A 21,982-nucleotide genomic window follows, 5' to 3' on the forward strand; every position below is an offset into this window, starting at 1 on the left:
GGATCGCGATCTTTCCCGAAAGCCCGGCGCGCGCAAGAAACGGGTTGAAACAGCGGCCGTCCCATACGATTTTGAGGGTCATCGAAAACGCGGAGGCTGTGTCATGGCTGAGACAACGCACCACTATCTCATCTTCGAAACCGCGGGCGGTTTCTGCGGCATTGCCTGGAGCGATGCCGGCATCACCCGCTTCCAACTGCCGACCAAAGCAGCAGAAGCGACCGAACGGCTCTTGCTGCGCCGCCTGCCGGATGCCGAAGCCGGCACGCCGACGCCTGCTGTGCTGGAGACGGTCGCGGCGGTGAAACGCTATTTCCAGGGTGAGGAGACGGATTTTTCCGGCGTCGAACTCGATCTTGCCGGCCAGGATGCCTTCTTCCGGGATATTTATGCGGCGGCAAGGCGCGTCGGCTGGGGCCGCACCACCACTTACGGCGCGCTGGCGAAGGAGCTCGGCGTCGGGCCGGAAGCCGCCCGCGACGTCGGCCAGGCAATGGCGAAGAACCCTGTCGCTCTGATCATCCCCTGCCACCGCGTACTCGCGGCCGGCGGCAAGATCGGCGGCTTCTCGGCGCCCGGCGGGTCGTCATCGAAGGCCCGCATGCTGGAGCTCGAAGGCGTCAACCTTGCACCGCCGCCGCCCGCCCAGCAGTCGCTGGGTTTTTAGGCGGCGGCTTTTTCGTTTTTCCGCAAGCCGATCAATAGGGGCTGGCTGTCGGCCGGATGATGATCTCGCTGACATCGACATCATCAGGCTGGCTGACGGCGTAGAGGATCGAATTGGCGATCGCCTCGGGGCTGATCGTGATCGCCCTGAAAGCCTTCATGGCGTCCCGCGCCGTGGGATCGGTGATGGTGTCGGCCAGTTCCGATGTCGTCGTGCCGGGAGAGATGACAGTCACGCGGATACGATCGGTCTCCTGCCGCAATCCGTCCGAGATCGCCCGCACCGCGAATTTCGTCGCGCAATAGACGGCCGCCGTCGGCGAGACGCTGTGGCCGCCGATCGAAGACAGGTTGATGATCTGCCCTGATCCCTGCGCCTTCATGATCGGAAGCGCTGCCGCGATGCCGTAGAGAACGCCCTTGATGTTGACGTCGACCATCCGGTCCCACTCGTCGACCTTGAGGGCGTCGAGCGGCGACAGCGGCATGACGCCGGCATTGTTGACGATGACATCCAGCCGGCCGAATTCGGCGCGGGCAAAGCCTGCAAAGGCTTCCACCTGGGAACGGTCGGTGACATCAAGCTGTCGCAGGCGCACCGTCCCGCCCGTTGCGGCGATTTCGCCGGCGAGTTCCTCAAGGCGCTCGGTGCGGCGGGCGCCGATCACGATATGGGCGCCTGCGGCAGCCAGCACCTTTGCCGCCGCCTCTCCGATGCCGCTGCTGGCGCCGGTGATGGCAATGACTTTTCCTTTGATATCAGACATTTCAAGCTCCATGTGTACGCCGCTCGCCTGGCGATGCGGCTGAGGTTTTTTGGTGGTCAGGTGGGAAAATCGGCGCTGAGCGTTGTTTCCGCCCAGGCGTCGAAGTTTGCGCGCAGCGCATCGTTGCCTTTCAGGCGGCACATCATTTGCGCCGAAGCACCATGCCGCCATGATGGAGGGTGTTGCCGTCGACGAAATCGCCGTCGGCCGTGAAGCCCGTGTCATCCCAATATTCGATGTGGCTTCCTGTGACTTCGTAGCGTCCTCGATAGGCGCTTTCCCGGCTGCCGCGGGCCTCGTCGTAGCGGCCATTAGGCAGAAGTTCGTGGCGGACGCGGCCGTCATCCGTCACCCACATGCCGATATAGGGATGTTGCTGCATTGTGTTCTCGCTTGTTTGTTGCTGCTGAGTTTCTCGGTCGTTCACGGTGTCGGCGGTGGACGAACTGGACGCCGCCCCAGCCAGGGTGACCGCCGTGAAAAACTGCAGGACGGGGCTTTTGAAAATCCTTCGCATTGCCTTGCCTTTCGAAGCCTTCGTTGACCTCGACTGAAAGATAATACGGAGAGCCCGAGTGATTAAGTTGCCAATCCAGGATGCCTTGGTTAGAAATGCTAACCAATGGTCGACGATCTCGAAGGCATTTCGGTTTTTCTTGCGGTGGCGGAGGCGCGGAACTTCCGGCTCGCCGGCGAGCGGCTTGGCGTCACCCGCTCCGCCGTCAGCCAGGCCCTGCAGCGCCTGGAGGATCGGGTCGGCGTCGCCCTGGTCCAGCGCACGACGCGCAGCGTCAGCCTGACCGAAGCCGGCGAAGTGTTCTTCGACGCAGTTCGTCCATCGGTCCGACAGGTCAAGGGTGCGATGCAGACGGTGCGGGAAATGCAGGCGCGCCCGAGCGGCCTGCTGCGGATCACCGTTTCCTCGATCGCCGAGAACTTCCTCTCCGGCACCTTGCTGGCCGGCTTCATGGAAGCCTGCCCTGACATCAAGCTCGATATCACCATCACCGATGACGAATTCGATATCGTCGAGGCCGGCTTCGACGCGGGCGTCCGGCTGGGCGAAGTGATCGAACAGGACATGATCGCCATATCAGTCTCCGAAGAGCAGCGACAATGCGCCGCCGCATCCCGCGGCTATCTCGAGCGCCGCGGCCACCCCCGCCACCCCCGCGACCTGCAGAACCATGCCTGCATTGGATGGCGGCCGCGCCCGGATACGGCGCCTTATCGCTGGGAGTTCACCGAGAATGATCGCGACTTCGACGTCGCCGTCGATCCCACAGTCACGACCAACGATATGGGAATGATGATCCGCATGGCCTGCGCGGGGGCAGGCGTCACCTTCGGCATGGTGGAAACCTTCCAGCCCTATATCGACCGCGGTGAACTCGTGCCGCTGCTGGAGGATTTCTGTCCGCCCTTCCCGGGCTTCTATCTCTACTATCCCAGGCGCCAGAGGCAGCCGCTGAAGCTGCGCGCATTGGTCGATTATGTCCGCAAGTCTAAGGGTTAGATGCCATCTGCGAATTCGAGGCCGTCACGGCGGCGGGCTTCGGCCAATACGCCGGCTTCCATGTCTTCCAGAGTTTTCGGTTCACCGCTGAAAGGAAGCATGCCGAACACATCGTCCGGCTTGGTTTGAGAAAAGGCAGGAGCCTGCCTTAGAAGTACGCCTTCCGCAGTTTCCTCAACGATCAGCCGAGTACCAGCCTCCCATTTCCGCCGCTGCCGGATCGTTTTTGGGAGAATGATCTGCCCTTTGGTCGAGACCGTTGCAATGAGGTTTTCGGAGTGAGCCATCAGCTTGAGTCCCGCAGGTAACACAAAGACAAGATATGCGAGGCAGATGGTTCCGTCACCACACTATCGCGGATCCATGGCTTGAGACGGCGGAGTCCTAAGATACCGCAGCCTCGCCAGCGAGGGCCCGGGTTGCCTTCGGCTGAGGACCCAGCAGCAAATAGAATGCGAAGACGTGGGTGATCATCAGCAGGGGCACGTAAATGATTGGGATCGCGTATGCGGCGCCCAATTCCCCCGCCTGTGCGGGAAGGCCGGCCCGGATCGCGTGATAGTAGTCAAGGACGAGATCGCCCATTCCCACGAGATTGAAGGCGACGACGAATTGCCAGAAGACTGGGCGTATCCTGATCGTGATGAGCGCCAGCATGGCAAGCAGCCCGGCCGCAAGGTCGCCAAAGGCAGCGAAGGTGGCGAAGCTGGCGAGCAGGTTGGGGCCGACGACGCCAGGCAGAATGAAGACGAGCCCGAAGAAGCGGAAGCTGTGCAGAGTGGCGATGGCGCGGTGCGCCTTGACCCTGTCCATCGATTTGACCCAGGGCAGAATATAGGCGCCGAAGCAAAGCAGCCACGCGACATAGCCTAGGATGAGATGGGTTCGGAAGATGGATTCCGTCGACATCGGGGCACTCCTGATTTGTGGGATCCAGATGTACGGCCGCTTCCCGCGATCGACTATTCGCGATAATATCGATGCGGTATGAAGCAGAACTTCACAGTCAGGCAAGGCGCGCTCGATGGCGTTGAGGCGTTTCTGAGCGTTGCCCGGCACCGCAGTTTTCGCAGGGCAGCTGGCGAACTCGGGGTAACCCCATCGGCAATCAGCCAGGCCGTACGTGCGCTCGAGGAGCGTGTCGGCGCAGTTCTGTTCATCCGCACGACGCGCAGTGTCGGTCTGACTGAAGCCGGCGAGCGGTTCCTGACGCGCGCAAAGCCCGCTTTCGAGGAACTGGTTGCCGCAAGCGCGGTTGCGCGTGAGCTCGGGCAGAGACCGGCTGGACTGTTGCGTCTCACAGTGCCGCCGGCAGTGGTGCCGATCCTGCTGGAGCCACTGATCGCATCCTTCTGCCAGGCCTTTCCCGAGATCGAGGTAGAGGTCGCCGCGAATGAGGGACTGGTCGACATCGCCGCGGAAGGATTTGACGCCGGCATCCGGCTCGGCCAGTTCATCGCAGCCGATATGGTCGCGGTCCGGCTGACGCCGCCGTTCCCGCTGGCGGTCGTCGGCAGTCCCGAATATCTGCGCCGGAGAGGGCGGCCCGACCGTATCGACGATCTGCGTCAGCATGCCTGCATCCGCATGCGCCGCTCGAACGGCTCAATCGCGCCCTGGTCGTTTGTCAGCGGCAAAAAGCCGATCGAGGCTGTCGTCTCCGGGCCGCTGATCGCCCATGATTTCCCCACCATGCTGGGAGCCGCCGTCGAAGATATGGGGCTTGCGCAAGTGCCGGAGCCAATCGCCGCCGGACCCGTGAAGGCAGGAAAACTCGTCCGCGTCCTGGAGGCGTTCGCGCCGATGGCGCCGGGTGTGTTCCTCTACTATCCCAGCCGTCATCAGGTGATGCCGAAGCTGCGGGCCTTCATCGATCACGTGAAAAGCCGGGCGGACGCTGCCGGCAAAACCTGAATTCACATCGACGACTAAATGACGCTCAAGATTGCCCATCACCCGCGGTTTTTGATATTCCCGATCCTCAAGGGATCGGTGGGGCGAGGCGGGCGTCTTCATGCCGGTTCTACCGATCATGGCTTCAGTCTCACGACCGGGCAGCCGGAGCCCCACGATCATCCATCCTGTTGTCGGAGAACATATGCTGGACGAGGTCTTTCCCATTCCGACCAGGGCCTTGATCCGCCAGGGCGGGCGGGCCTGTTTTTATCGTCTCGTCAATACGAGCCCCTTGTTGATACAGGTGCAATCGGGAACGAAGATTGTCATGGCAGATGACAAGGCTTTGCGCCTCGAAGCCGGCGCCTATGGCTTGCTGCCAGACTATCGACCGTTGACGATGGAGAACATTCCCAAGGCGCCGCAGAAGTATCAGACCCTGGCGCTTCCCGTTCCGCGACAGCTGTTCGAGGAAGCCTATATCAGGATGGGATCGATCGCCGTTCCATCAAGGCCTGTCCCGGCGGGCACGTCGGACCTGCCGGAGGAAGCAGCGGCATTGTTCGACTATTGCTGTCAGCCCGGCAATCTGACGAGGCTTCCCGGCGCCATTGCCAAGGCGCGTTTGATCGAACTCATCACCTGGTTTGCACTCGGTGGAGCGGTGCTGGGCCAATGCCAAAGTCCTCGGCTCGAGGACCGGCTGCGGCAGATGATCGAAAGCGATCCGGCCTTTGATTGGACGCTGGGCCATGCGGCGCGCTCGTTCAACATGAGTGAAGCGACACTCAGGCGCAAGCTCGCCGCCGAGAATACCGGCTTCAGTGAGATCCTGAGCGATACAAGAATGAATCGCGCCTTGGGCCTCATTCAAACCACAACCCTGCCGATGGCGCAGATTGCGCTTGAGGTCGGTTACGACTCTCCTTCTCAATTCGCGGCGCGGTTCAAAGAGCGGTTTGGCGTCAATCCGCGCCATGTGCGGGGTGGCTCTGAGCGTTTTGAGCGGATCGGGGCAGAAGTTGAGCGTAGCGGGGCAGATGCGCTTGCGCGGTGACGATAGTTTTCCGGCATTATCAACCGCAGGAAAACAGCATGCGTTTCATCACAGCAGTACTTCTCGCTACGTCCGTCTTCGGCGCGACGGCCGCACAGGCCGAAATGAAGCTCACCTCGAAGGATCTGGCCGCCGGCAAGTCCATGGCCGACGCGCAGGTCTTCAGCAGCTTCGGCTGCGCCGGCAAGAACATCTCGCCGGAACTGACCTGGTCGGGTGCGCCTGAGGCGACCAAGAGCTTCGCCATCATGGCTTACGATCCGGATGCTCCCACAGGCTCGGGCTGGTGGCATTGGTCGGTCTTCAACATTCCCGCAAATGCCTCGGAGATTGTCACTGGCGCAAGCGGTGACAAAAAGCTTCCCGCAGGCGCTGTCGAAGGTCACACGGATTTTGGCATGTCCGGATATGGCGGCGCATGCCCGCCGGCCGGCGATGCGCCGCACCACTACCAGTTCACCGTCTATGCGCTCTCGGTCGACAAGCTTCCGCTTCCCGATACTGCGCCGGGCGCCATGGTTGGCTTCTATGTCAGGGCAAATACGCTCGACAAGGCCTCCGTCGAGGTCACTTACGGCCGCTGAAGCCGGCTTCGTATCCGCAGGCGTCAACCCTCCATGACAACGGCCGGCCAAGGTGATTGAACCTCGGCCGGCCGTTTCCTGTTTGGGGCTCCCTGGCCTGCAAACCTAAACGGTCATTGCTTCCCAGCAGATCAACGGACCGTCTTCGGCATCGTTTTTGCCGCTGAAATAGCGCCCTGTGACGGCGGCTTGTCCATTCGGATCGCCGGAAGCGGACAGGCCGTTGTCCGCTCCAGGCGGCTCGGTTGGCGACCATCAGGTCGCGGATTTACGTGCACCTCAAAAACCAATTGCGATATAAAACCAGTTGAGCTAACTTGAAACCGATTGCATAATGCAATCAGACCTGCGGATATGCCGTTTAAGGAAAGGAAGTGAGGATGGCTAAGCTTGTGTTCGGAATGAACCAGTCCCTGGACGGCTACGTCGATCATATGGCGTTTGCGCCAAGCCTCACGCTCTTCCGCCACTTCATTGAGGAGGCTCAGCGGCAGGCGGGCAGTGTGTACGGTCGCCAGATGTATGAGGTCATGCGTTACTGGGACGACGAACATCCTGAATGGGATGCAGAGCGACAGGCTTTCGCGGCGGCGTGGCGCAGCCAGCCGAAATGGGTCGTCTCGCGCTCGTTGAAGTCGGTCGGTCCCAACGCCAGCCTTGTTGGGGAAGATCTTGAGGCCGCGATCCGCAAGCTGAAGGCGGAACGCGACGGGGAGATCGAAGTTGCCGGCCCCAATTTGGCGCAAAGCCTCACCGAACTTGGCCTGATCGATGAGTATCGAATCTACCTGCACCCCGTCGTGCTCGGTCACGGCAAGCCATATTTCGCCGGACCCCGGCCGCCGCTCCGCCTGATGGCTCATGACCGGATTGGCGAGGATGTGATCAGGTTGACCTACGTTCCGGCTTGATCTCGCATCTCGCCAGATGAAAATCGCCGCTCGGCTTCCGATGGGATGACGGCAGGCGTCGCCGGCGACCCGCCGGGCGTCAGTCGCGCGATATGGAGAGCCCCGCGAGAAGCGGAGCGTAGGCGGAGAGCCTGCTGGATACGAACTCAGTGAAGAGCCGGACGCGCTTCGTCTTGCGTGTCTCCCCCTGCGTGAGAAGCCAGAGCGTTCCATGCATGTGCAGGTCGCTGCCCGGTACCCTCACCAATAGGGGGTCGGCATCTCCGACGAAGCACGGCAGTGTCGTGATCCCGAGCCCTTGCCGTACCGCAACGATCTGCGCCTCGCCGTCCGTGGTCCTGAATGGAACCCCCGTGGTGCGAACCTCGCCCTCGCTGGCCCAATCCGGAATGCCATGCATGCTTATGACGATCCACCGGATGGGATCCGGCGCGCCCGCACGCCACGCGGCCAGTCGATCGCGAGACATGTAGACGCCGCCGAACAGCTCCGGTCCCTTCAGGCCGTGAAGATTGAGCGGCAGGGTTTTGCGGTCGTAAACGACGCGGATCGCCACGTCGGCCTCTCGGTTGGTCAGGTTTGCCAGCTCGCCGGACGACACGATTTCCATCTCGATGTCTGGATGCAGACGCGCGAAATCGGCGAGGTCCGGCATGAGGAGGTGTGTCGCGAGGGTCGGAGCCAACGTCACCCGCAGCAGCCCGCGCACGCTCTGGTCGCGCCCGAAGACGCGCGTCTCCAGCTGGTGTGACGACGCTTCCATCTGGTTCGCGAGCTCAAGGACCTCGTCGCCCGCAGCCGTCAAGCGGTAGCCTGAAGGCAGCTTTTCGAACATCTGCGCCCCGAGGCGTTCCTCGAGCTGTGCGATGCGTCGCAGCACGGTCGAGTGATACACCCCGAGGCCCTCGGCGGCAGCCCGCACCGAGCCTCCGCGCGCCACCGCAAGAAAGTAGCGAATGTCATCCCAGTCGATCATGGTGCAATCCTGCACCGCGCGGTGCGTCTTCCAAAGCTCGTATCGAACGCATCGTACAGCAATACGGGCGGTCATCCCAGCTTGCGTCGACGATAGCGGCCAAATTCCGAACGGCGGACACCGATCGTCGCGGCTGGCGTCGGTCGTCCAGCCGGATCGATTTTGCACCACCGATGTGCGCACTTCCGCACTCAACAACTGATGCCGGTGGACCCATTTCGACGGTCTCGGGGGCGTCCCCGAATGATCAAAGGATGCATGACATGAACAGACTGAATGGAAAGACCGCCGTGATCACCGGTGGCGCTACCGGCATCGGCCTCGCCGCAGCCAAGCGCTTCATCGAGGAGGGCGCCTTCGTCTTCATCTTCGGCCGCCGGCAGGAAGCGCTCGACGCCGCTGTGGCCGACCTCGGGCCCAATGCTCGCGCGGTGAAGGGCTCGGTCTCCGATCTGGCCGACCTCGACCGACTCTATGGGGCGGTGAAGGCCGAGCGTGGAACCCTGGATATCGTCTTCGCCAATGCCGGGGCGGGAAGCCAGCTTGCGCTCGGCAAGATCACCGCCGAGCACATTGACGAAACCTTCGACACCAATGTGAAAGGTACGATCTTCACGGTCCAGAAGGCGCTGCCGCTGATGGGCCAGGGCGGTTCGATCATCCTGACCGGATCGAGCGCCGGCACCACGGGCGCACCGGGATTTACGGCCTACAGCGCAAGCAAGGCGGCAGTGCGTAACCTCGCGCGGACCTGGGCGGAGGACCTGAAGGGCACCGGCATCCGGGTAAACGTGCTGTCGCCCGGGGCGACGGCGACCGAACTTGCGAAGGAGGCGCTGGGCGAGGAAGGCCAGAAGGCCTACGGGGCGATGACGCCGCTCCAGCGTATGGCCGATCCGGCGGAGATCGGGGCGGCGGCTGCCTTTCTCGCGTCGTCGGACAGCAGCTTCATGACCGCCAGCGAGGTCGCGGTTGACGGCGGCCTTGCGCAACTCTGACGCGCTGCACCTGGCCAGGCGCTCCATTCGATTTTTTCGGAGCTCCGTAGGGCTCGGTAGATAACCCAGCGCCGTTCAGGGCCAGGAAATCAATATCAACACAATATCGGAGAAGTATTATGAGCTACGCAATTGTAGGATTCGGTAAGATAGGCCAGGCCCTCGCCCACGCCTTCGCCCGTAAAAACATCGAGGTGACAGTCGCGAGCCGCCGGCCGTCCGAGGCGTTGGCGCCGCAGGCTCGGGCGATTGGACCCACCGTCGTCGCCAGGTCGCTGCGGGATGCACTCGAGGCCGACACGATCATCCTGGCGGTCCCGTTCGGGGAGCATCGCGAGGTTGCGAAGGCCTTGCCGAGCTGGAAAGGCAAGACGGTCATCGATGCGATGAACGCATTTCCCGTCCCTGAAGAGCTGGACGGCCTCCCGTCCTCCGCCTTCGTCGCGAAATCGTTCACCGGCGCCAAGTTCGTGAAAGGGTTCAATCACCTGATTGCCGCCACCCTGGCTGCCGATCCGATCGTCGAGGGTGGGCACCGGGTCGTCTTTCTGTCGAGCGACGACGAGGACGCGATCGCTCCCGTGGCGGACTTGGCCAAACAACTCGGCTTCGCACCCGTCAAGCTGGGAAAGCTCAACGAGGGTGGCGCGCTGGTGCACGCACACGGCCGCACTTGGGGCCAGCTCATCTTCCAGGATTTGTTCAAGAAGGAGCAGTAATCGGTCTACGACCGTGCGATCGACGACGAGAACTGGTCGCGCGTGCTAGAGCAATTCCAGGAAAAGTGCGAAGCGGTTTTCCGTCCGGAATTGCGTGAAACAAAAGGTTAGAGCGGTTCTGCGCTTCTGTGAAAAGCTGAACCACTCTAACGTCTTCGAGCAGCGCGCGACCGAATATTTGCAGGTCACAAAGTCGCGAAGGTTGGGGTGGGCGTATGGCGCCATTCGAAGAGCGGGGAGACGCCCGACAGAGCGGCAGATCTGCGGGTCGCCTAGCATCTATCGACTGCTAGGTACTCCTCTTCACTCCCACTCGATCGTACCAGGCGGCTTCGACGTAACATCGTAGACCACGCGGTTGATGCCGCGCACTTCGTTGATGATGCGGGTGGCGGCGCGGCCGAGGAATTCCATGTCGTAGTGGTAGAAGTCCGCCGTCATGCCGTCGACGGAGGTGACGGCACGCAGCGCGCAGACGAATTCATAGGTGCGCCCATCGCCCATGACGCCGACGGTCTGAACGGGCAGCAGCACGGCGAAGGCCTGCCATATGGCGTCGTAGAGGCCCGCCTTGCGGATTTCGTCGAGATAGATCGCATCCGCCTCGCGCAGGATCTCCAGCTTTTCGCGGGTGATGCCGCCGGGGCAGCGGATCGCCAGGCCAGGGCCCGGGAAGGGGTGGCGGCCGATGAAGCTGTCGGGCAGGCCGAGCTCGCGGCCGAGCGCGCGCACCTCGTCCTTGAAGAGTTCGCGCAGCGGCTCGACGAGCTGCATCTTCATGCGCTCCGGCAGACCGCCGACATTGTGGTGCGATTTGATCGTCACCGAAGGGCCGCCGGTGAAGGAAACGCTCTCGATCACGTCGGGATAGAGCGTGCCCTGGCCGAGGAAGTCGGCGCCGCCAAGCTTCTTTGCCTCTTCCTCGAAGGTCTCGATGAACAGCCGGCCGATGATCTTGCGCTTGGTTTCCGGATCGCTGACGCCCTCGAGTTCGCCGATGAAGCGATCGGCGGCATCGACGTGCAGCAGGTGCAGATTGTAGTGCTCGCGGAACATGGCGACGACGCCGGCCGCCTCATCCTTGCGCATCAGCCCGTGGTCGACGAGGATGCAGGTCAGCTGGTCGCCGACGGCCTCGTGGATCAGGAGCGCTGCGACGGAACTGTCGACGCCGCCCGAAAGCGCGCAGATGACGCGCTTGTCGCCCACCTGCGCGCGGATCTGCTCGACCGCCTTCTGGCGATAGGCCGACATCGACCAGTCACCCTTGATGCCGGCAATGTTGTGAATGAAATTGCCGATCAGCTTGGCGCCATCAGGCGTATGCACGACTTCCGGGTGGAACTGCACGCCGTAATATTTACGCTTCTCGTCGGCGATGAAGGCGTAGGGCGCGTTGGAGGAGGTGGCGACCACTTCGAAACCATCCGGCAGCGCGGTGACGCGGTCGCCATGGCTCATCCAGACCTGATGGCGCGAGCCGGAGGACCAGAGGCCCTCGAACAGCTGGCAGTCCCTGTCGACCTCGAGGAAGGCGCGGCCGAATTCGCGGTGATGGCCGCTCTCGACCTTGCCGCCGAGCTGCATGCACATCGTCTGCTGGCCATAGCAGATGCCGAACACCGGCAGACCGCTGTCGAAGATGATCTGGGGCGCTCGCGGCGATCCCTCGTCCACCGTGGAAGCCGGGCTGCCGGACAGGATCACGGCCTTCGGCTGCAGGCGGTGGAAGCCCTCTTCGGCCGATTGGAAGGGAACGATCTCGCAATAGACGCCGGCCTCGCGCACGCGTCGTGCGATGAGCTGGGTCACCTGGCTGCCGAAATCGACGATGAGAACGGAGTCGGGATGTGCTGTCTGGGTCATGGCGAGGCTTTAATGAAAAGCGCCTCGCCTTGCAATCCGGGAAATCGGCGGCATCAGGTTTTTATTGTTCCAATTGTCCCGCATTCAGCGGCTCAGAACCAGAAAACCCCGTCCTCCAGCGCCGTGAACAGGCTGTCGACGCCGTAAGAGAGCTTGCGGTCGACGATGTGCAGATATTCGGTCCAGCCCGAAATATGCTGTAGCTCGACGGCGCCGTCGGAAATGCCGCGAAGGCCGATCAGCGGCAGCTTGTAACCCTGGCAGGCGCGCAGCACCGCATAGGTCTCCATGTCGACCATGTCGGCGTCGATATTGGTATAGGCGGCGCCCGAAATGATGTTGCCGCCGGTGGAAAGACTTGCTTCGGCTATGCCGGGAATGCGCAGCGGCAGATCGAGCGTTGCGGGCAGGTCGAGAAAGGGTGTCTTGCCCTTTTCGAAGCCGAGCGGCGAGGCGTCCATGTCGCGGTAGGAAACCGAGGTCACCTGATAGATTTCGGTTTGCTCCAGTTTGGCGGAGCCGGCCGAGCCGAGGGACACGACGAGATCGGGCAGGTCGTCGACTGCATCCAGCCGCGCCAATGTCTTGCTCAGCGCGATGGCCGCCTCGACCGGGCCGACGCCGGTCATCAAAGGTTCGATGCGCGAGCGCAGGAAGGGACCGTATTCGGCCTCAGCGGCCATGACGAAAAGGATGGATTTCCCCGCGACCGATTTCAGTTCGAACTTCATCCCGTAATGCCCTCTCTACCGCGGATCACCATCATCGTTCCGGTCATGGAGGCGATGAGTTTCGCCGGCCCGTCGCTGATCGCGTAGCCTCGTCCGTCGGCGACGATGATGGTGGAGCCGGGTTTGGTGATTTCCCCGCGAAACAGAAAACGATCGCCACGCCCCGGCGACATGAGATTGACCTTGAACTCGATCGTCAGGATCGAGGCTTCCGGGTCGATGACGCTATAGGCTGCAAAGCCGCAAGCCGAATCGAGCGCTGCGGAAATGATGCCCGCATGCAGGATGCCGTGCTGCTGTGTCAGTTTGACGTCGAAGGGAAGCTCGATCTCGACGACGCCGTGCTCGACGCGCGTCAGCTCTGCGCCGATCGTTTCCATCGCCGCCTGGCGCGCAAAATTGCGGCGGATTCGCGCGCGGAAATCGCCCCTGTCAGTCTCGCTCATGTCTGCCCCTCTTGCAGCCGCGAAAGTGGCATGGCGCGCCGCATTCGACAAGCTGGACATTGTTGAAATCGGTCCGGGCGGCGATGGAAACCCGGGACCGTGTCGCCGGGGCAACCCTTCACCTTTCCGCCGCCGTGCAAGCCGGCACAGCTGGCCGGTACCGCTGGCCAGTACCGCTCGATTGTGGCGATCCGATGCGAAGACGATTGCAGCTTCGCGCGGCACGCGTATTCTCCGCATCGGGTCGCGAAATGATGGAGCGCCGGCATGATGACGATATCGCAATCGGTGCGGATTTTCGAGACCTGGCTGGCCGGCGAACTCGGCGACGATCTCGTCAAGGACGATCTGCGGGAGAAGCACGAGAAGATGCGAAGCGACGATTTCGTCTTCCTGCGCGCCACCTATTGGCGCTGGTGCGAGATCATCCTCGATATCTGTCCGGAACTCGGCCGCGCTCCCGAGGTATTGGCGATCGGCGATACGCATCTGGAGAATTTCGGCACCTGGCGCGATGTCGAGGGCCGGCTCGTCTGGGGCGTCAATGATTTCGACGACGCGGCGGTGATGCCTTATGCGCTGGATCTCGTTCGCCTTGCCGCAAGCGCTGTCCTGGCCCGCGGCGGTGACGGTCCCTCGGTTCGCATGATCGGCGAATTGATCTTGAGCGGTTATCGCCGGGGCCTTGAAAATCCGCTGCCTGTCATCCTCGAGCGCGACCACAAATGGCTGCGCAAGGCGCTGCTGCTGCCGAATTCCGAACGCCGGGAATTCTGGGAGAAATATGAAATGTTGCAGCCCGGCAAGAAGCCGGCACCATCAGCCTATGTCAAGGCGCTCGCAGACGCGCTGCCGTTGGGATCAGGACCTTTCGTGGCGAAGCCGCGCAGCGGCGGTACCGGCAGCCTCGGCCGGCCGCGTTTCGTCGCCTATGCCGAATGGCAAGGTGGACCGGTGCTGCGCGAGGCAAAGGCACTGGTGCCGTCCGCCTGGTCGCTTCGCCACAACCCGCAGGACGTGGCGATCCATGCAAGCGAGATCGCCAATGGGCGGGCGCGCTCAGCCGATCCGCATTACCGGGTTTCCGGCCGCACCCTTGTGCGCCGGCTCTCGCCGAACGGCTGCAAGGTCGAAATCGACCGACACCCCGAGATCCTGCTTTCGCCGACGATGCTGGAACTGATGGGCTTCGAGATCGCCAATTGCCATTGCGACGATGCGGCGGCGGTTGCGGCGATCCTGAAGGATTTGGCGGCGCGGGGAAACGAATGGCTGCATGAGGCGGCAAGGGCCGCGGCATCGAGCATCAGCACCGAGCAGAAAGCCTATTCCCGCGCCGGCTAAAGCAATTCCAGCAAAAGTGTACAGCGGTTTTGCGTCCGGAATTGCGCTTCTCTGATTTAGATCCGCACGATGTGCTGGTCCCAGGCGACATCGCTGCGGATCGACAGGAAATCGCCATCATAGGAGGAAACGGCAAAGCCGCTTCTTGCCGGCGCGATGCCCGCCGCATCCGGAACGGAAGTCTCGGCCAGCATCTTGCCCGTCCTAGCGTCGATGGTCACCGAGGCGCCGCCCTTCGGCGAGGTGATGCCGACGAGACCTTCGCTGCGATTGACGGCGATCGCTCCGACGTAATTGGCGAGCCGGCGCGTCGTCTCCTCCGGCAGGTCGATGAAGGTAAGATTTTCGCCCTTGGCGAAATGGCCGACAAGCGGCGGCAAATCCTTGCGGTGGCCTTCATACTGGCAGGCGAACCAGATGCGGCCCGCGCCGTCGAGATCGACATGGCGGGTAGAGAGTTCTGCCCATTCCGCCGGCAGCACATGTTTTTCGACCAGCGCACCGGTCGCCGCATCGATCAGAACAAGCGACGGCTGCATCTCCCCGAGATTGAGCTTGGTACGGCCGAAATCCGGATGCGTCTCGATGCCGCCATTGGCGACGATCAGAAGGCGTCCGTCATCGGACACCGTCATGTCGTGCGGACCGATGCCGTAGGTCTCGAATTCGCCGATGCGGGTGAAGCGGTCGGTGGCGTCGTAGAGGCCGATCATGCCGCGATTGCCGTCGAAGTCGTTCTCGCTGGCGTAGAGCAAACGGCCGTCAGGAGAGAAGGCGCCGTGACCGTAGAAATGCCGGTCCTCCCTGGAGTTTATGACGATCGGCTCGCTTTTGTTCCAGGGATCGAAGATCATCGCATAGGTGCCGGGCCGGCGCGCGAAGGCGACAGTCTTGCCGGTGCTGGCGCTGAAGGCCATGCCGTGGGCGCGGGCGGGAAGCGCCATCTGGTCGACGATCTCGCCGCGCTCGGTCACGGTCGCAAAGGCAAAGGAGCCGTCGGCTGCCCGAATGCCCGAGGCATAGACCGCATCGGCCCGCTCGAGTGCCATCAGCGACCTCGGCGCCAAAGAAGCAAGGAAGCCAAGGCCGGCCGCCTTGACGAAGTTGCGTCGGTCGATCGCGGCACTTTGCATCATCGTCTCAATCTCCGTCCGAAAAGGAAAAGCCGGCCGAAAGGCCGATGGCTGCGCCATATTCGTCGCTGATCCGGGTGATCAGGTCGCGGCTTTCGGCAAGCAGCGTATCGAGCTTGGCCTTCTCCGTATCGCTTGTGGCGACGTCGATGTCGGGATTGAGCTTCGGCACGCTGTCGAGCAGCGATTTGAAGTCCTCGTCGATCGAGGCGGCGATCGGCTGTTTGTCCGGCGGCAGTAGCTCGGCCATGCCGGCCTTCTGCCAGAGCGTGCGCAGGCCCTCCAGATTGGCGGTCATCGATTTCCAGGTGTTTTTGGAGCGCCAGTAAATCGCCATGCGCGGCCGCGGCGCGGTGTCCTTGCCTTTGTAGAACTGCTCCAGCCGCTGGTCGCGAACATTCTCGGCGCCATGGACGAGAATGCCGAGCAGCGCGGTCACCGCTTCCTTGTTGTCCATGAAGTCGTTGCTCTGCGGGCCTGGATGTTTCCAACTCGCCTGCACGCCGTCGGGCTTTTCCCAGGCGGCGACGACTTCGCCGGCCTCACGCTGGATATTGCCGGCGACCGCCTCGCCGTAAAGGCAGCGGAAACTGCCTTTCTGCCCGACGAGATCGTCGGAGCCATTGCCGTAAAGCACGTATTCCAGCGCCGTCAGGCCCTGCAACGCAACGCTCTTGCCGGCGATCGCATCAACGGTCGCATCGTTCGGATCGGCCTTGGCGATCAGCGCCTGCACCTGCTTGAGGCCGACGCCCTTGCGGTCGGGATAAAACAGGATGTGCTCGAAGAGATTGTCCTGGATGACAGGTCCGGTCTGGACGATCTCGATGATCGACCAATAGCGGATCGTGTCGTCGAAGGTGGACTTCGCCTTGTCGAGCGTCTGCTGCGTGCCGTCGGCGCAAAGGTCCTTCATCGCCGTCGTCAGCCGGGCGGCCGATTGCTGCATGTTGCGATAGCCGGGACGGATCACCTCGTCGACGGCGCGCTGCATGACGGCGGGAACGGCATCCTCGTTCAGCCCTGCCGGGGGAGTGGCCGTCTGGGCGGCCGCTGATGTCGCGAGGCCGATCAGAGTAAGGCAGAGCAGGGGGTGCCAAAGGCGCATCAAAGTGACTCCAGGAATGTAATCAGGGCCGCCCTGTCGTCTGTCGACAGGGAGGAGAAAGCGTTGCGGGCCTTTTCAGCTTCGCCGCCATGCCAGAGGATCGCTTCGGTGAGGCTCCGCGCACGGCCGTCATGCAGGAAAAAGCTGTGTCCGCTGACAGTCCGGGTCAGTCCTATACCCCATAGCGGCGGCGTGCGCCATTCACGTCCGCTTGCAAGGCCGACCTGCTGCCCGTCGGCAAGCCCGTCGCCCATGTCGTGCAGAAGAAAGTCGGAATAGGGCCAGATCAGCTGGAAGGACTGTGCCTTGTCCGGCGTATCCCTCCGGGTGACGAATTTCGGCACATGGCAGGAAATGCAGCCGCTTTCGTAGAAGATCCGCTTGCCGTGCAGCGTCTCGGGGAAACTCGCCTTGCGCCGTGCCGGAACGGCCAGATTTTCGGAATAGAAGGTGACGAGGTCGAGAATGGGACCCGGCGCTTCTTCCGCGCCCAGCCGTTTCTGCACGCCGGTCGGCATATCGAGGCATCTCTCTTCCGCCTTGGTGCAATCGCCCTGCGCATCCGGGTGATCGGGCGTCGAGATGCCGATATCATTGGCGAAGGCATCCGCACTCTGGTCGCGCACCGTGGCGTTCTGCGCCTTCCAGCCGAAGCGGCCAAGCGCGATCTTGCCGCTGCGGTGGTCGCGGACCATCGCCGCCTTGCCGGAGATGCCGTCGCCGTCGGCATCATCAGGATCGGCATGGGCAAGGATGTCGGCCTCGGGAATGGCCTCGATCAGTCCGAGGCCGATCATCGCCGAGGCGACACGCGGCGAAATCGTCGTCGCGGGGTCGAGCGGCCCATAGCCAAGGTTCGTCACCGCATAACTCGGCCGGCGCAGCGACACGGTCTCGCCGTCGCCGAGCGTCACCCTCTCTTCGCGGTAGCTGATCGCCATCTTCCCTTCAGCGGCAAGGCCAGGAACGGCGAGATCCTGCAGCTGATGGCCGTAGACCGGATCGGGGAAATTGACGACATCAGCCTGTGCGATCGCCTTTTCGTCCTCCGGCGTCGTGGCGGCGCGGGAAAGCCGCAGGAACATCGAGGTGGCGCTCGGGCCTCCCTCCGGCGGTTTGCCGCGGCCGTCATTGACATGGCAGCTCATGCAGGAGCGGGCGTTAAACAGCGGCCCGAGACCATCGGAAGCCTGCGTCGAGGAGGGAGCGGACACCCAGAGCTTGCGGAAGAGCGCGTTGCCGAGTTTGAAATTCTGCTCTTCCTCGAAGGGGATGTTGGCCGAAATATGCGAGAAGCTGTCCTCGGTGACAGGGTCGATCGAGGTCGTAGCCCCTGCCTGCATCGCTTCGTATTGTTCGGCTTTGGAAAAATCCGCTGTCGGCCGGGTGACGTCGGCGACGCGTTGCAGATCGGATTCGGAGAGGTCGGTGCGTTTCGTCGGCAGATCGAAACCGGCTGCGATGCTGACGGAAAAGCCGGCAAGCGTGGCGCAGAGCGTTGCGCTGGCGAAAAATCGGCGGGCCGGGGCATGCGACATTTCAGGGTCCGGGCCGCTCCGGCTGTCGAAGCGGCCCGCCTTTTTGCTTATTTGAAGACGGCGTTAGGATTATCCAAGCTGTCGGAACCTTCAAGCTGAACCGTGCCGAGATCGAGTGCGGCAATAACGCGCTGCACCGATTTCGTCTGGTCGATCAGCCCGTCGATAGCGGCCTGAACGACGGCGTTGCCTTCCTTGTTGCCTTCGCCGATCATCTGGTCGTACTTCTCGACGGTCTCGCCGCGCTTTGCCATGGCATTCATCGCTTCGAGCGTCTTGTTGAGCTTGCCTTCCACTTCGGCATCGAGCGCCTTGTCCTTGGCGGCCACCAGATCATGCAGCGACGGGCCACTGAGCTTGGTGCCGTCGACGCGGGTATAGTTGCCGGTATAGGCGGCAGCGATGCCGATCGCGTCGTTGAGATGCGAATTGTAGGTGTTGTCGGAGAAGCAATCATGCTCTTCCTCGGGATCGTGCAGCAGCAGGCCGAGCTTCATCCGCTCGCCGGCAAGCTCGCCGTAGGAAAGCGAACCCATGCCCGTCAGAATCGCGACGAGGCCGGCCTTCGGATCGGTTTCGACGTTCTTCGTCGCTGCACCGTCCGGCTTCCAGTTGTCGGTCATTTCCTGCAGGTCGGAAACGAGCAGGGTGGAGGCGGACTTCAGATATTCGGCGCGGCGGTCGCAATTGCCGTGCGTGCAGTTCTTGAGGTCGTAGTCGGTTGCCGGACGGTCGCCGGCGCCGGGTCCCGTGCCGTTCAGATCCTGACCCCAAAGCAGGAATTCGATGGCATGATAGCCGGTCGCGACATTGGCTTCGATGCCGCCGGCCTCGGCCAGCGTGCCGGAGAGGAATTCCGGCGTCAGCTTGGAAGCGTCGACATCCTTGCCGTCGATCTTGATCGTCTTGTTGGCGATGACATTTGCCACATAGAGAGAATTCTCGTCGCTCTCGGTGCCGTAGGAAGCGTCGACATAGTCGATCAGGCCTTCATCGAGCGGCCACGCATTGACCTTGCCTTCCCAGTCGTCGACGATCGGATTGCCGAAGCGATAGACTTCCGTCTGCTGGTAGGGGACGCGCGCCTTGATCCAGGCGTCTCTGGCGGCCTTGAGCGTCGCATCGGTCGGCGCCTTCAGGAAGGCGTCGATCGCGGCGTCGAGCGCCTTGGCCGTCGTCAGCGAGTCCTCGTATTTCGCATGTGCCACACCGGCATAGTGTTTCACCACGGCGGCAGCATCAGTCTCGGCATGCGCGGGAAGGGCGAGCAGGGCGGCGGGGGCGATCGCCAGCACGGCTGCGCGGAATTTGCGGTTGAGCTTCATGATCCTCTCCTGTGACGGGATTTTCCGTCTAATCGGGCTCCGTCTCTTCGCGCAAAAGCAAACTTGTGTCAAACGCTCTAGTTTGGAATGGTTTTAAGAACGGACAGACGTTGCCAACCTGGCTTTTTTGAACGGCATCCGCTTGAAAAATTGGCAGCAACCGCGCATTCCGCCGCGGCATCACGATCCGTAGCGGGCCTTCGCTAAACCGCGTCAGCCCTTCCGCTGCATACGACAGAAAAAGAAGCCGTCGGTATCGGTGGAGGCGGGCGTCAGCGTCACCGTCAGGCCGTCGGACGAATGCGGACGCGGGGCGTCCTTGCCGAACAGGGCTTCCCAGGCGGGCAGGGCGCTGACGAGCTGAAAATCAGGATTGTCGGCCGTGAAGCGGCGCGCCTGCTCCTCGTTTTCCTGGGGCAGGACCGAGCAGGTGACATAGATCAGATCGCCGCCGGGTTTGACGAAGCCGCTCGCCTGCGCCAGCGCGTCCTGCTGCTGGGCGATGCGCTCGTCGAGGTTCTTCGCCGTCAGCCGCCACTTCGTATCGGGGCGGCGGCGCCACGTGCCGGTGCCGGTGCAGGGCGCGTCGACCAGCACCTTGTCGCAGCGTCCGGCAAGGGCGGAGAGCGCCCTGGCGTCGTCATGCACCTGGACATTGCGCGTGCCCGCCCGCTTCAGCCGTTCGATGATCGGCGCCAGCCGTTTGCGGTCGGCATCATAGGCGTGAACCTGTCCCTTGTTCTGCATGGCCGCCGCCATGGCGAGCGTCTTGCCGCCACCGCCGGCGCAATAGTCGAGAACCTGTTCGCCATCATGGGCGAGCACCAGGTCGGCGACGATCTGCGATCCCTCATCCTGAACTTCGAACCAACCTTTTTGGAACGAAAGCTCGGCAGTCACGTTGGGAAGACGCGAGGCGCCTTCGCCAGCGGCAATCCGGATGCCGTAGCGGGCGATCTTCGCTGCATGCGCGTTGGCTCTTTCGAGCGCCTTGACGACCTTGTCGCGAGAGGCTTTGAGCAGGTTGGCGCGCAGATCGAGCGTCGGGCGGGCGGCGAGCGCCTGTGCCTCGGCAAGCCAGGCGGCGCCGAAGGCCTGTTCGAAGGAGGGTTGGACCCATTCGGGAATATCGCCGCGGATATGCGGCGGCGCATCGTCGAGCGAGCGGCTTTGAAAGGCCGCAACAGCGTCGGTTGAAAGTGGCGCCGGCGCAAACTTGTCGTCCGCCAGCTCAGTGGCAAGACTGTCAGGTGAAAAACCCCATTGGCGGAACATGACGCCATGGGCAATGGCAGCAGGACTGTCGTCATCCATCAGCCAGGCATGGGAAAGCCGCATGCGCAGTGCGTCATAGACAATGTTGCCGATCGCTGCACGATCGCCGGAGCCGGCGAAGCGGTGCGCGAGGCCCCAGTCCTTCAGCGCGTCGGCGACGGGCCGCTTGCGGGCATCGATGTCCGCGAGCACAGAAATCGCCCCTTCGAGGCGGCCGCCCAGACGCATTCACATGTCTCCTGTTGCCGTGGCGTGTGAACGATCAGCGCAAACGCGAGTGTCACGCAGTCAATTGTTCACAAGTCTCAACCGGGTGGTAACCGCGATTGACGGTAAGAGCAAGCGCCGCTTCCGGCACAGTCAGTGGCGGCCTCAGCTGACGACCTGGTAGCAGACCTTCGCAGTGCCGGAGCTCACCATGCCGATATTCTGGGCGGCGGCGCGCGACAGGTCGATCACACGACCACGGATGAACGGACCACGATCGTTGATGCGAACGACGACTGTGCGGCCATTATTGCGGTTGGTGACCTTCACCTTGGTGCCGAAAGCAAGCGAACGATGTGCAGCAGTCAAGATGGCAGGATTCATACGTTCCCCGGAAGCAGTTTTGGAGCGAAGTGCGTACCATGAAGCACCGCCACAGCCATTGCCAGCAAAACCCTCTGCCGGAAGCATGGAAGAACAGGCTACAATAGTTACAGCGGCGATAATAGAACGACGTATGTTCTTCAAAACAGAGTATCCCTCAACTATTGAACTCACGCCCTTGCAGGCGGCGGGGCTTAAATCTGTGAAAAAGTGGCGAAAAAGTGCCGCGCCAGTTCACGGATTATTACAATCCGTAACATTCGTGAGGGTAATGTCGGGATTCCAGGAATGAGCGCCGCGCCAAAAGGTAGAAAAAACCTAATAAAATCAGCTAAAATCCGAACGAATTTTCCGAAGGGATAGTTAACGCCTCGGCGTTCACGAAAATCGCGAAAATATTTTTCCGATTTCGCCATATTTACTGCCACATTTGGGCAAATTCAAAGGCCGTTAACCATAATATGCGGCGAAAATTATCCGGCCAAAGCGGGAAAGTAGGAATTTCCTACTCATTTTGGGTGATCGCATCCGTCGC

At 62.2% G+C, this 21,982-nt stretch carries 23 protein-coding genes; 9 read left to right on the plus strand and 14 right to left on the minus strand.

What is annotated here, in order from left to right; genetic code table 11:
* Positions 1 to 103: 103 nt before the first annotated feature.
* Entirely contained in the window at positions 104 to 667 is a 564-nt protein-coding gene (locus tag HX898_RS08800; protein ID WP_138388407.1) for a methylated-DNA--[protein]-cysteine S-methyltransferase, read from the plus strand.
* 31 nt (positions 668 to 698) lie between these two features.
* Here HX898_RS08800 and HX898_RS08805 read toward each other — a convergent pair whose 3' ends face one another.
* The gene (locus HX898_RS08805; protein ID WP_180194457.1) at positions 699 to 1,433 is read right to left on the minus strand and encodes an SDR family oxidoreductase; all 735 of its coding nucleotides are present in this window, start codon (positions 1,431 to 1,433) and stop codon (positions 699 to 701) included.
* 142 nt (positions 1,434 to 1,575) lie between these two features.
* Positions 1,576 to 1,950 carry an Atu4866 domain-containing protein gene (locus tag HX898_RS08810; RefSeq protein ID WP_180194458.1) on the minus strand — a complete coding sequence of 125 codons (375 nt, stop codon included), beginning with the start codon at positions 1,948 to 1,950 and terminating at the stop codon, positions 1,576 to 1,578.
* Positions 1,951 to 2,055: 105 nt separating this feature from the next.
* Between HX898_RS08810 and HX898_RS08815 the strand changes: the two genes are divergently transcribed.
* Positions 2,056 to 2,949 (plus strand): LysR family transcriptional regulator, encoded by an 894-nt coding sequence (locus tag HX898_RS08815; RefSeq protein ID WP_180194459.1) that lies wholly within the window; start codon positions 2,056 to 2,058, stop codon positions 2,947 to 2,949.
* Here HX898_RS08815 and HX898_RS08820 read toward each other — a convergent pair.
* Together HX898_RS08820 and HX898_RS08825 are read right to left on the minus strand one after the other, a co-directional pair.
* Positions 2,946 to 3,236, minus strand: coding sequence for an AbrB/MazE/SpoVT family DNA-binding domain-containing protein (locus tag HX898_RS08820; protein WP_168291189.1), 291 nt, complete (start codon positions 3,234 to 3,236; stop codon positions 2,946 to 2,948). The two genes, HX898_RS08815 and HX898_RS08820, sit on opposite strands and share 4 nt — an antisense overlap.
* Before the next feature lie 97 nt (positions 3,237 to 3,333).
* A complete protein-coding gene (locus tag HX898_RS08825; RefSeq protein WP_180194460.1) occupies positions 3,334 to 3,858 on the minus strand; it encodes a hypothetical protein in 525 nt (174 codons plus the stop codon).
* Positions 3,859 to 3,936: 78 nt separating this feature from the next.
* Between HX898_RS08825 and HX898_RS08830 the strand changes: the two genes are divergently transcribed.
* From HX898_RS08830 to HX898_RS08845, 4 genes are all read left to right on the plus strand, one after another.
* The gene (locus HX898_RS08830; protein ID WP_180194461.1) at positions 3,937 to 4,863 is read left to right on the plus strand and encodes a LysR family transcriptional regulator; all 927 of its coding nucleotides are present in this window, start codon (positions 3,937 to 3,939) and stop codon (positions 4,861 to 4,863) included.
* A gap of 184 nt (positions 4,864 to 5,047) precedes the next feature.
* Entirely contained in the window at positions 5,048 to 5,902 is an 855-nt protein-coding gene (locus HX898_RS08835) for a helix-turn-helix domain-containing protein (RefSeq protein ID WP_180194462.1), read from the plus strand.
* A 38-nt stretch (positions 5,903 to 5,940) separates the two neighbouring features.
* Entirely contained in the window at positions 5,941 to 6,486 is a 546-nt protein-coding gene (locus tag HX898_RS08840) for a YbhB/YbcL family Raf kinase inhibitor-like protein (RefSeq protein WP_180194463.1), read from the plus strand.
* Positions 6,487 to 6,866: 380 nt separating this feature from the next.
* Positions 6,867 to 7,397 carry a dihydrofolate reductase family protein gene (locus tag HX898_RS08845; protein WP_180194464.1) on the plus strand — a complete coding sequence of 177 codons (531 nt, stop codon included), beginning with the start codon at positions 6,867 to 6,869 and terminating at the stop codon, positions 7,395 to 7,397.
* Between the two features lie 79 nt (positions 7,398 to 7,476).
* Here the strand turns inward: HX898_RS08845 and HX898_RS08850 are convergent, their stop codons facing one another.
* Positions 7,477 to 8,373 (minus strand): LysR family transcriptional regulator, encoded by an 897-nt coding sequence (locus HX898_RS08850; RefSeq protein ID WP_180194465.1) that lies wholly within the window; start codon positions 8,371 to 8,373, stop codon positions 7,477 to 7,479.
* 263 nt (positions 8,374 to 8,636) lie between these two features.
* Between HX898_RS08850 and HX898_RS08855 the strand changes: the two genes are divergently transcribed.
* Positions 8,637 to 9,371, plus strand: coding sequence for an SDR family oxidoreductase (locus tag HX898_RS08855; RefSeq protein WP_180194466.1), 735 nt, complete (start codon positions 8,637 to 8,639; stop codon positions 9,369 to 9,371).
* Between the two features lie 119 nt (positions 9,372 to 9,490).
* Positions 9,491 to 10,090, plus strand: coding sequence for an NADPH-dependent F420 reductase (locus tag HX898_RS08860; protein WP_180194467.1), 600 nt, complete (start codon positions 9,491 to 9,493; stop codon positions 10,088 to 10,090).
* A gap of 303 nt (positions 10,091 to 10,393) precedes the next feature.
* On the opposite strand, the gene guaA is transcribed toward HX898_RS08860, so the two are convergent.
* From guaA to HX898_RS08875, 3 genes are all read right to left on the minus strand, one after another.
* The gene (guaA, locus tag HX898_RS08865; RefSeq protein WP_017962899.1) at positions 10,394 to 11,956 is read right to left on the minus strand and encodes a glutamine-hydrolyzing GMP synthase; all 1,563 of its coding nucleotides are present in this window, start codon (positions 11,954 to 11,956) and stop codon (positions 10,394 to 10,396) included.
* 92 nt (positions 11,957 to 12,048) lie between these two features.
* The gene (locus HX898_RS08870; RefSeq protein ID WP_138332231.1) at positions 12,049 to 12,687 is read right to left on the minus strand and encodes a 5'-methylthioadenosine/S-adenosylhomocysteine nucleosidase; all 639 of its coding nucleotides are present in this window, start codon (positions 12,685 to 12,687) and stop codon (positions 12,049 to 12,051) included.
* Positions 12,684 to 13,133 carry a PaaI family thioesterase gene (locus tag HX898_RS08875; protein WP_003544704.1) on the minus strand — a complete coding sequence of 150 codons (450 nt, stop codon included), beginning with the start codon at positions 13,131 to 13,133 and terminating at the stop codon, positions 12,684 to 12,686. The genes HX898_RS08870 and HX898_RS08875 overlap by 4 nt, the downstream gene beginning before the upstream one ends.
* A gap of 267 nt (positions 13,134 to 13,400) precedes the next feature.
* On the opposite strand from HX898_RS08875, the gene HX898_RS08880 reads away from it, so the two are divergent.
* Positions 13,401 to 14,477 (plus strand): DUF2252 family protein, encoded by a 1,077-nt coding sequence (locus HX898_RS08880; protein ID WP_180194468.1) that lies wholly within the window; start codon positions 13,401 to 13,403, stop codon positions 14,475 to 14,477.
* Between the two features lie 56 nt (positions 14,478 to 14,533).
* Here the strand turns inward: HX898_RS08880 and HX898_RS08885 are convergent, their stop codons facing one another.
* The 6 genes from HX898_RS08885 to HX898_RS08910 form a co-directional block, all read right to left on the minus strand.
* Positions 14,534 to 15,613, minus strand: coding sequence for a DUF1513 domain-containing protein (locus HX898_RS08885; protein WP_180194469.1), 1,080 nt, complete (start codon positions 15,611 to 15,613; stop codon positions 14,534 to 14,536).
* Between the two features lie 4 nt (positions 15,614 to 15,617).
* A complete protein-coding gene (locus HX898_RS08890; RefSeq protein WP_180194470.1) occupies positions 15,618 to 16,718 on the minus strand; it encodes an imelysin family protein in 1,101 nt (366 codons plus the stop codon).
* Complete coding sequence (locus HX898_RS08895) at positions 16,718 to 18,256, minus strand: di-heme oxidoredictase family protein (protein ID WP_180194471.1); 1,539 nt, start codon at positions 18,254 to 18,256, stop codon at positions 16,718 to 16,720. The genes HX898_RS08890 and HX898_RS08895 overlap by 1 nt, the downstream gene beginning before the upstream one ends.
* A gap of 47 nt (positions 18,257 to 18,303) precedes the next feature.
* Positions 18,304 to 19,581: an imelysin family protein gene (locus HX898_RS08900; RefSeq protein WP_138388393.1), complete on the minus strand. Its 1,278-nt coding sequence runs from the start codon at positions 19,579 to 19,581 to the stop codon at positions 18,304 to 18,306.
* 213 nt (positions 19,582 to 19,794) lie between these two features.
* Entirely contained in the window at positions 19,795 to 21,084 is a 1,290-nt protein-coding gene (locus tag HX898_RS08905; RefSeq protein ID WP_138388392.1) for an RsmB/NOP family class I SAM-dependent RNA methyltransferase, read from the minus strand.
* 144 nt (positions 21,085 to 21,228) lie between these two features.
* Entirely contained in the window at positions 21,229 to 21,591 is a 363-nt protein-coding gene (locus tag HX898_RS08910; RefSeq protein ID WP_003544717.1) for a septal ring lytic transglycosylase RlpA family protein, read from the minus strand.
* Between the last annotated feature and the right edge of the window lie 391 nt (positions 21,592 to 21,982).

The organism is Rhizobium sp. WYCCWR 11128 (genome assembly GCF_013416305.1).
Classification (GTDB): domain Bacteria; phylum Pseudomonadota; class Alphaproteobacteria; order Rhizobiales; family Rhizobiaceae; genus Rhizobium; species Rhizobium indicum.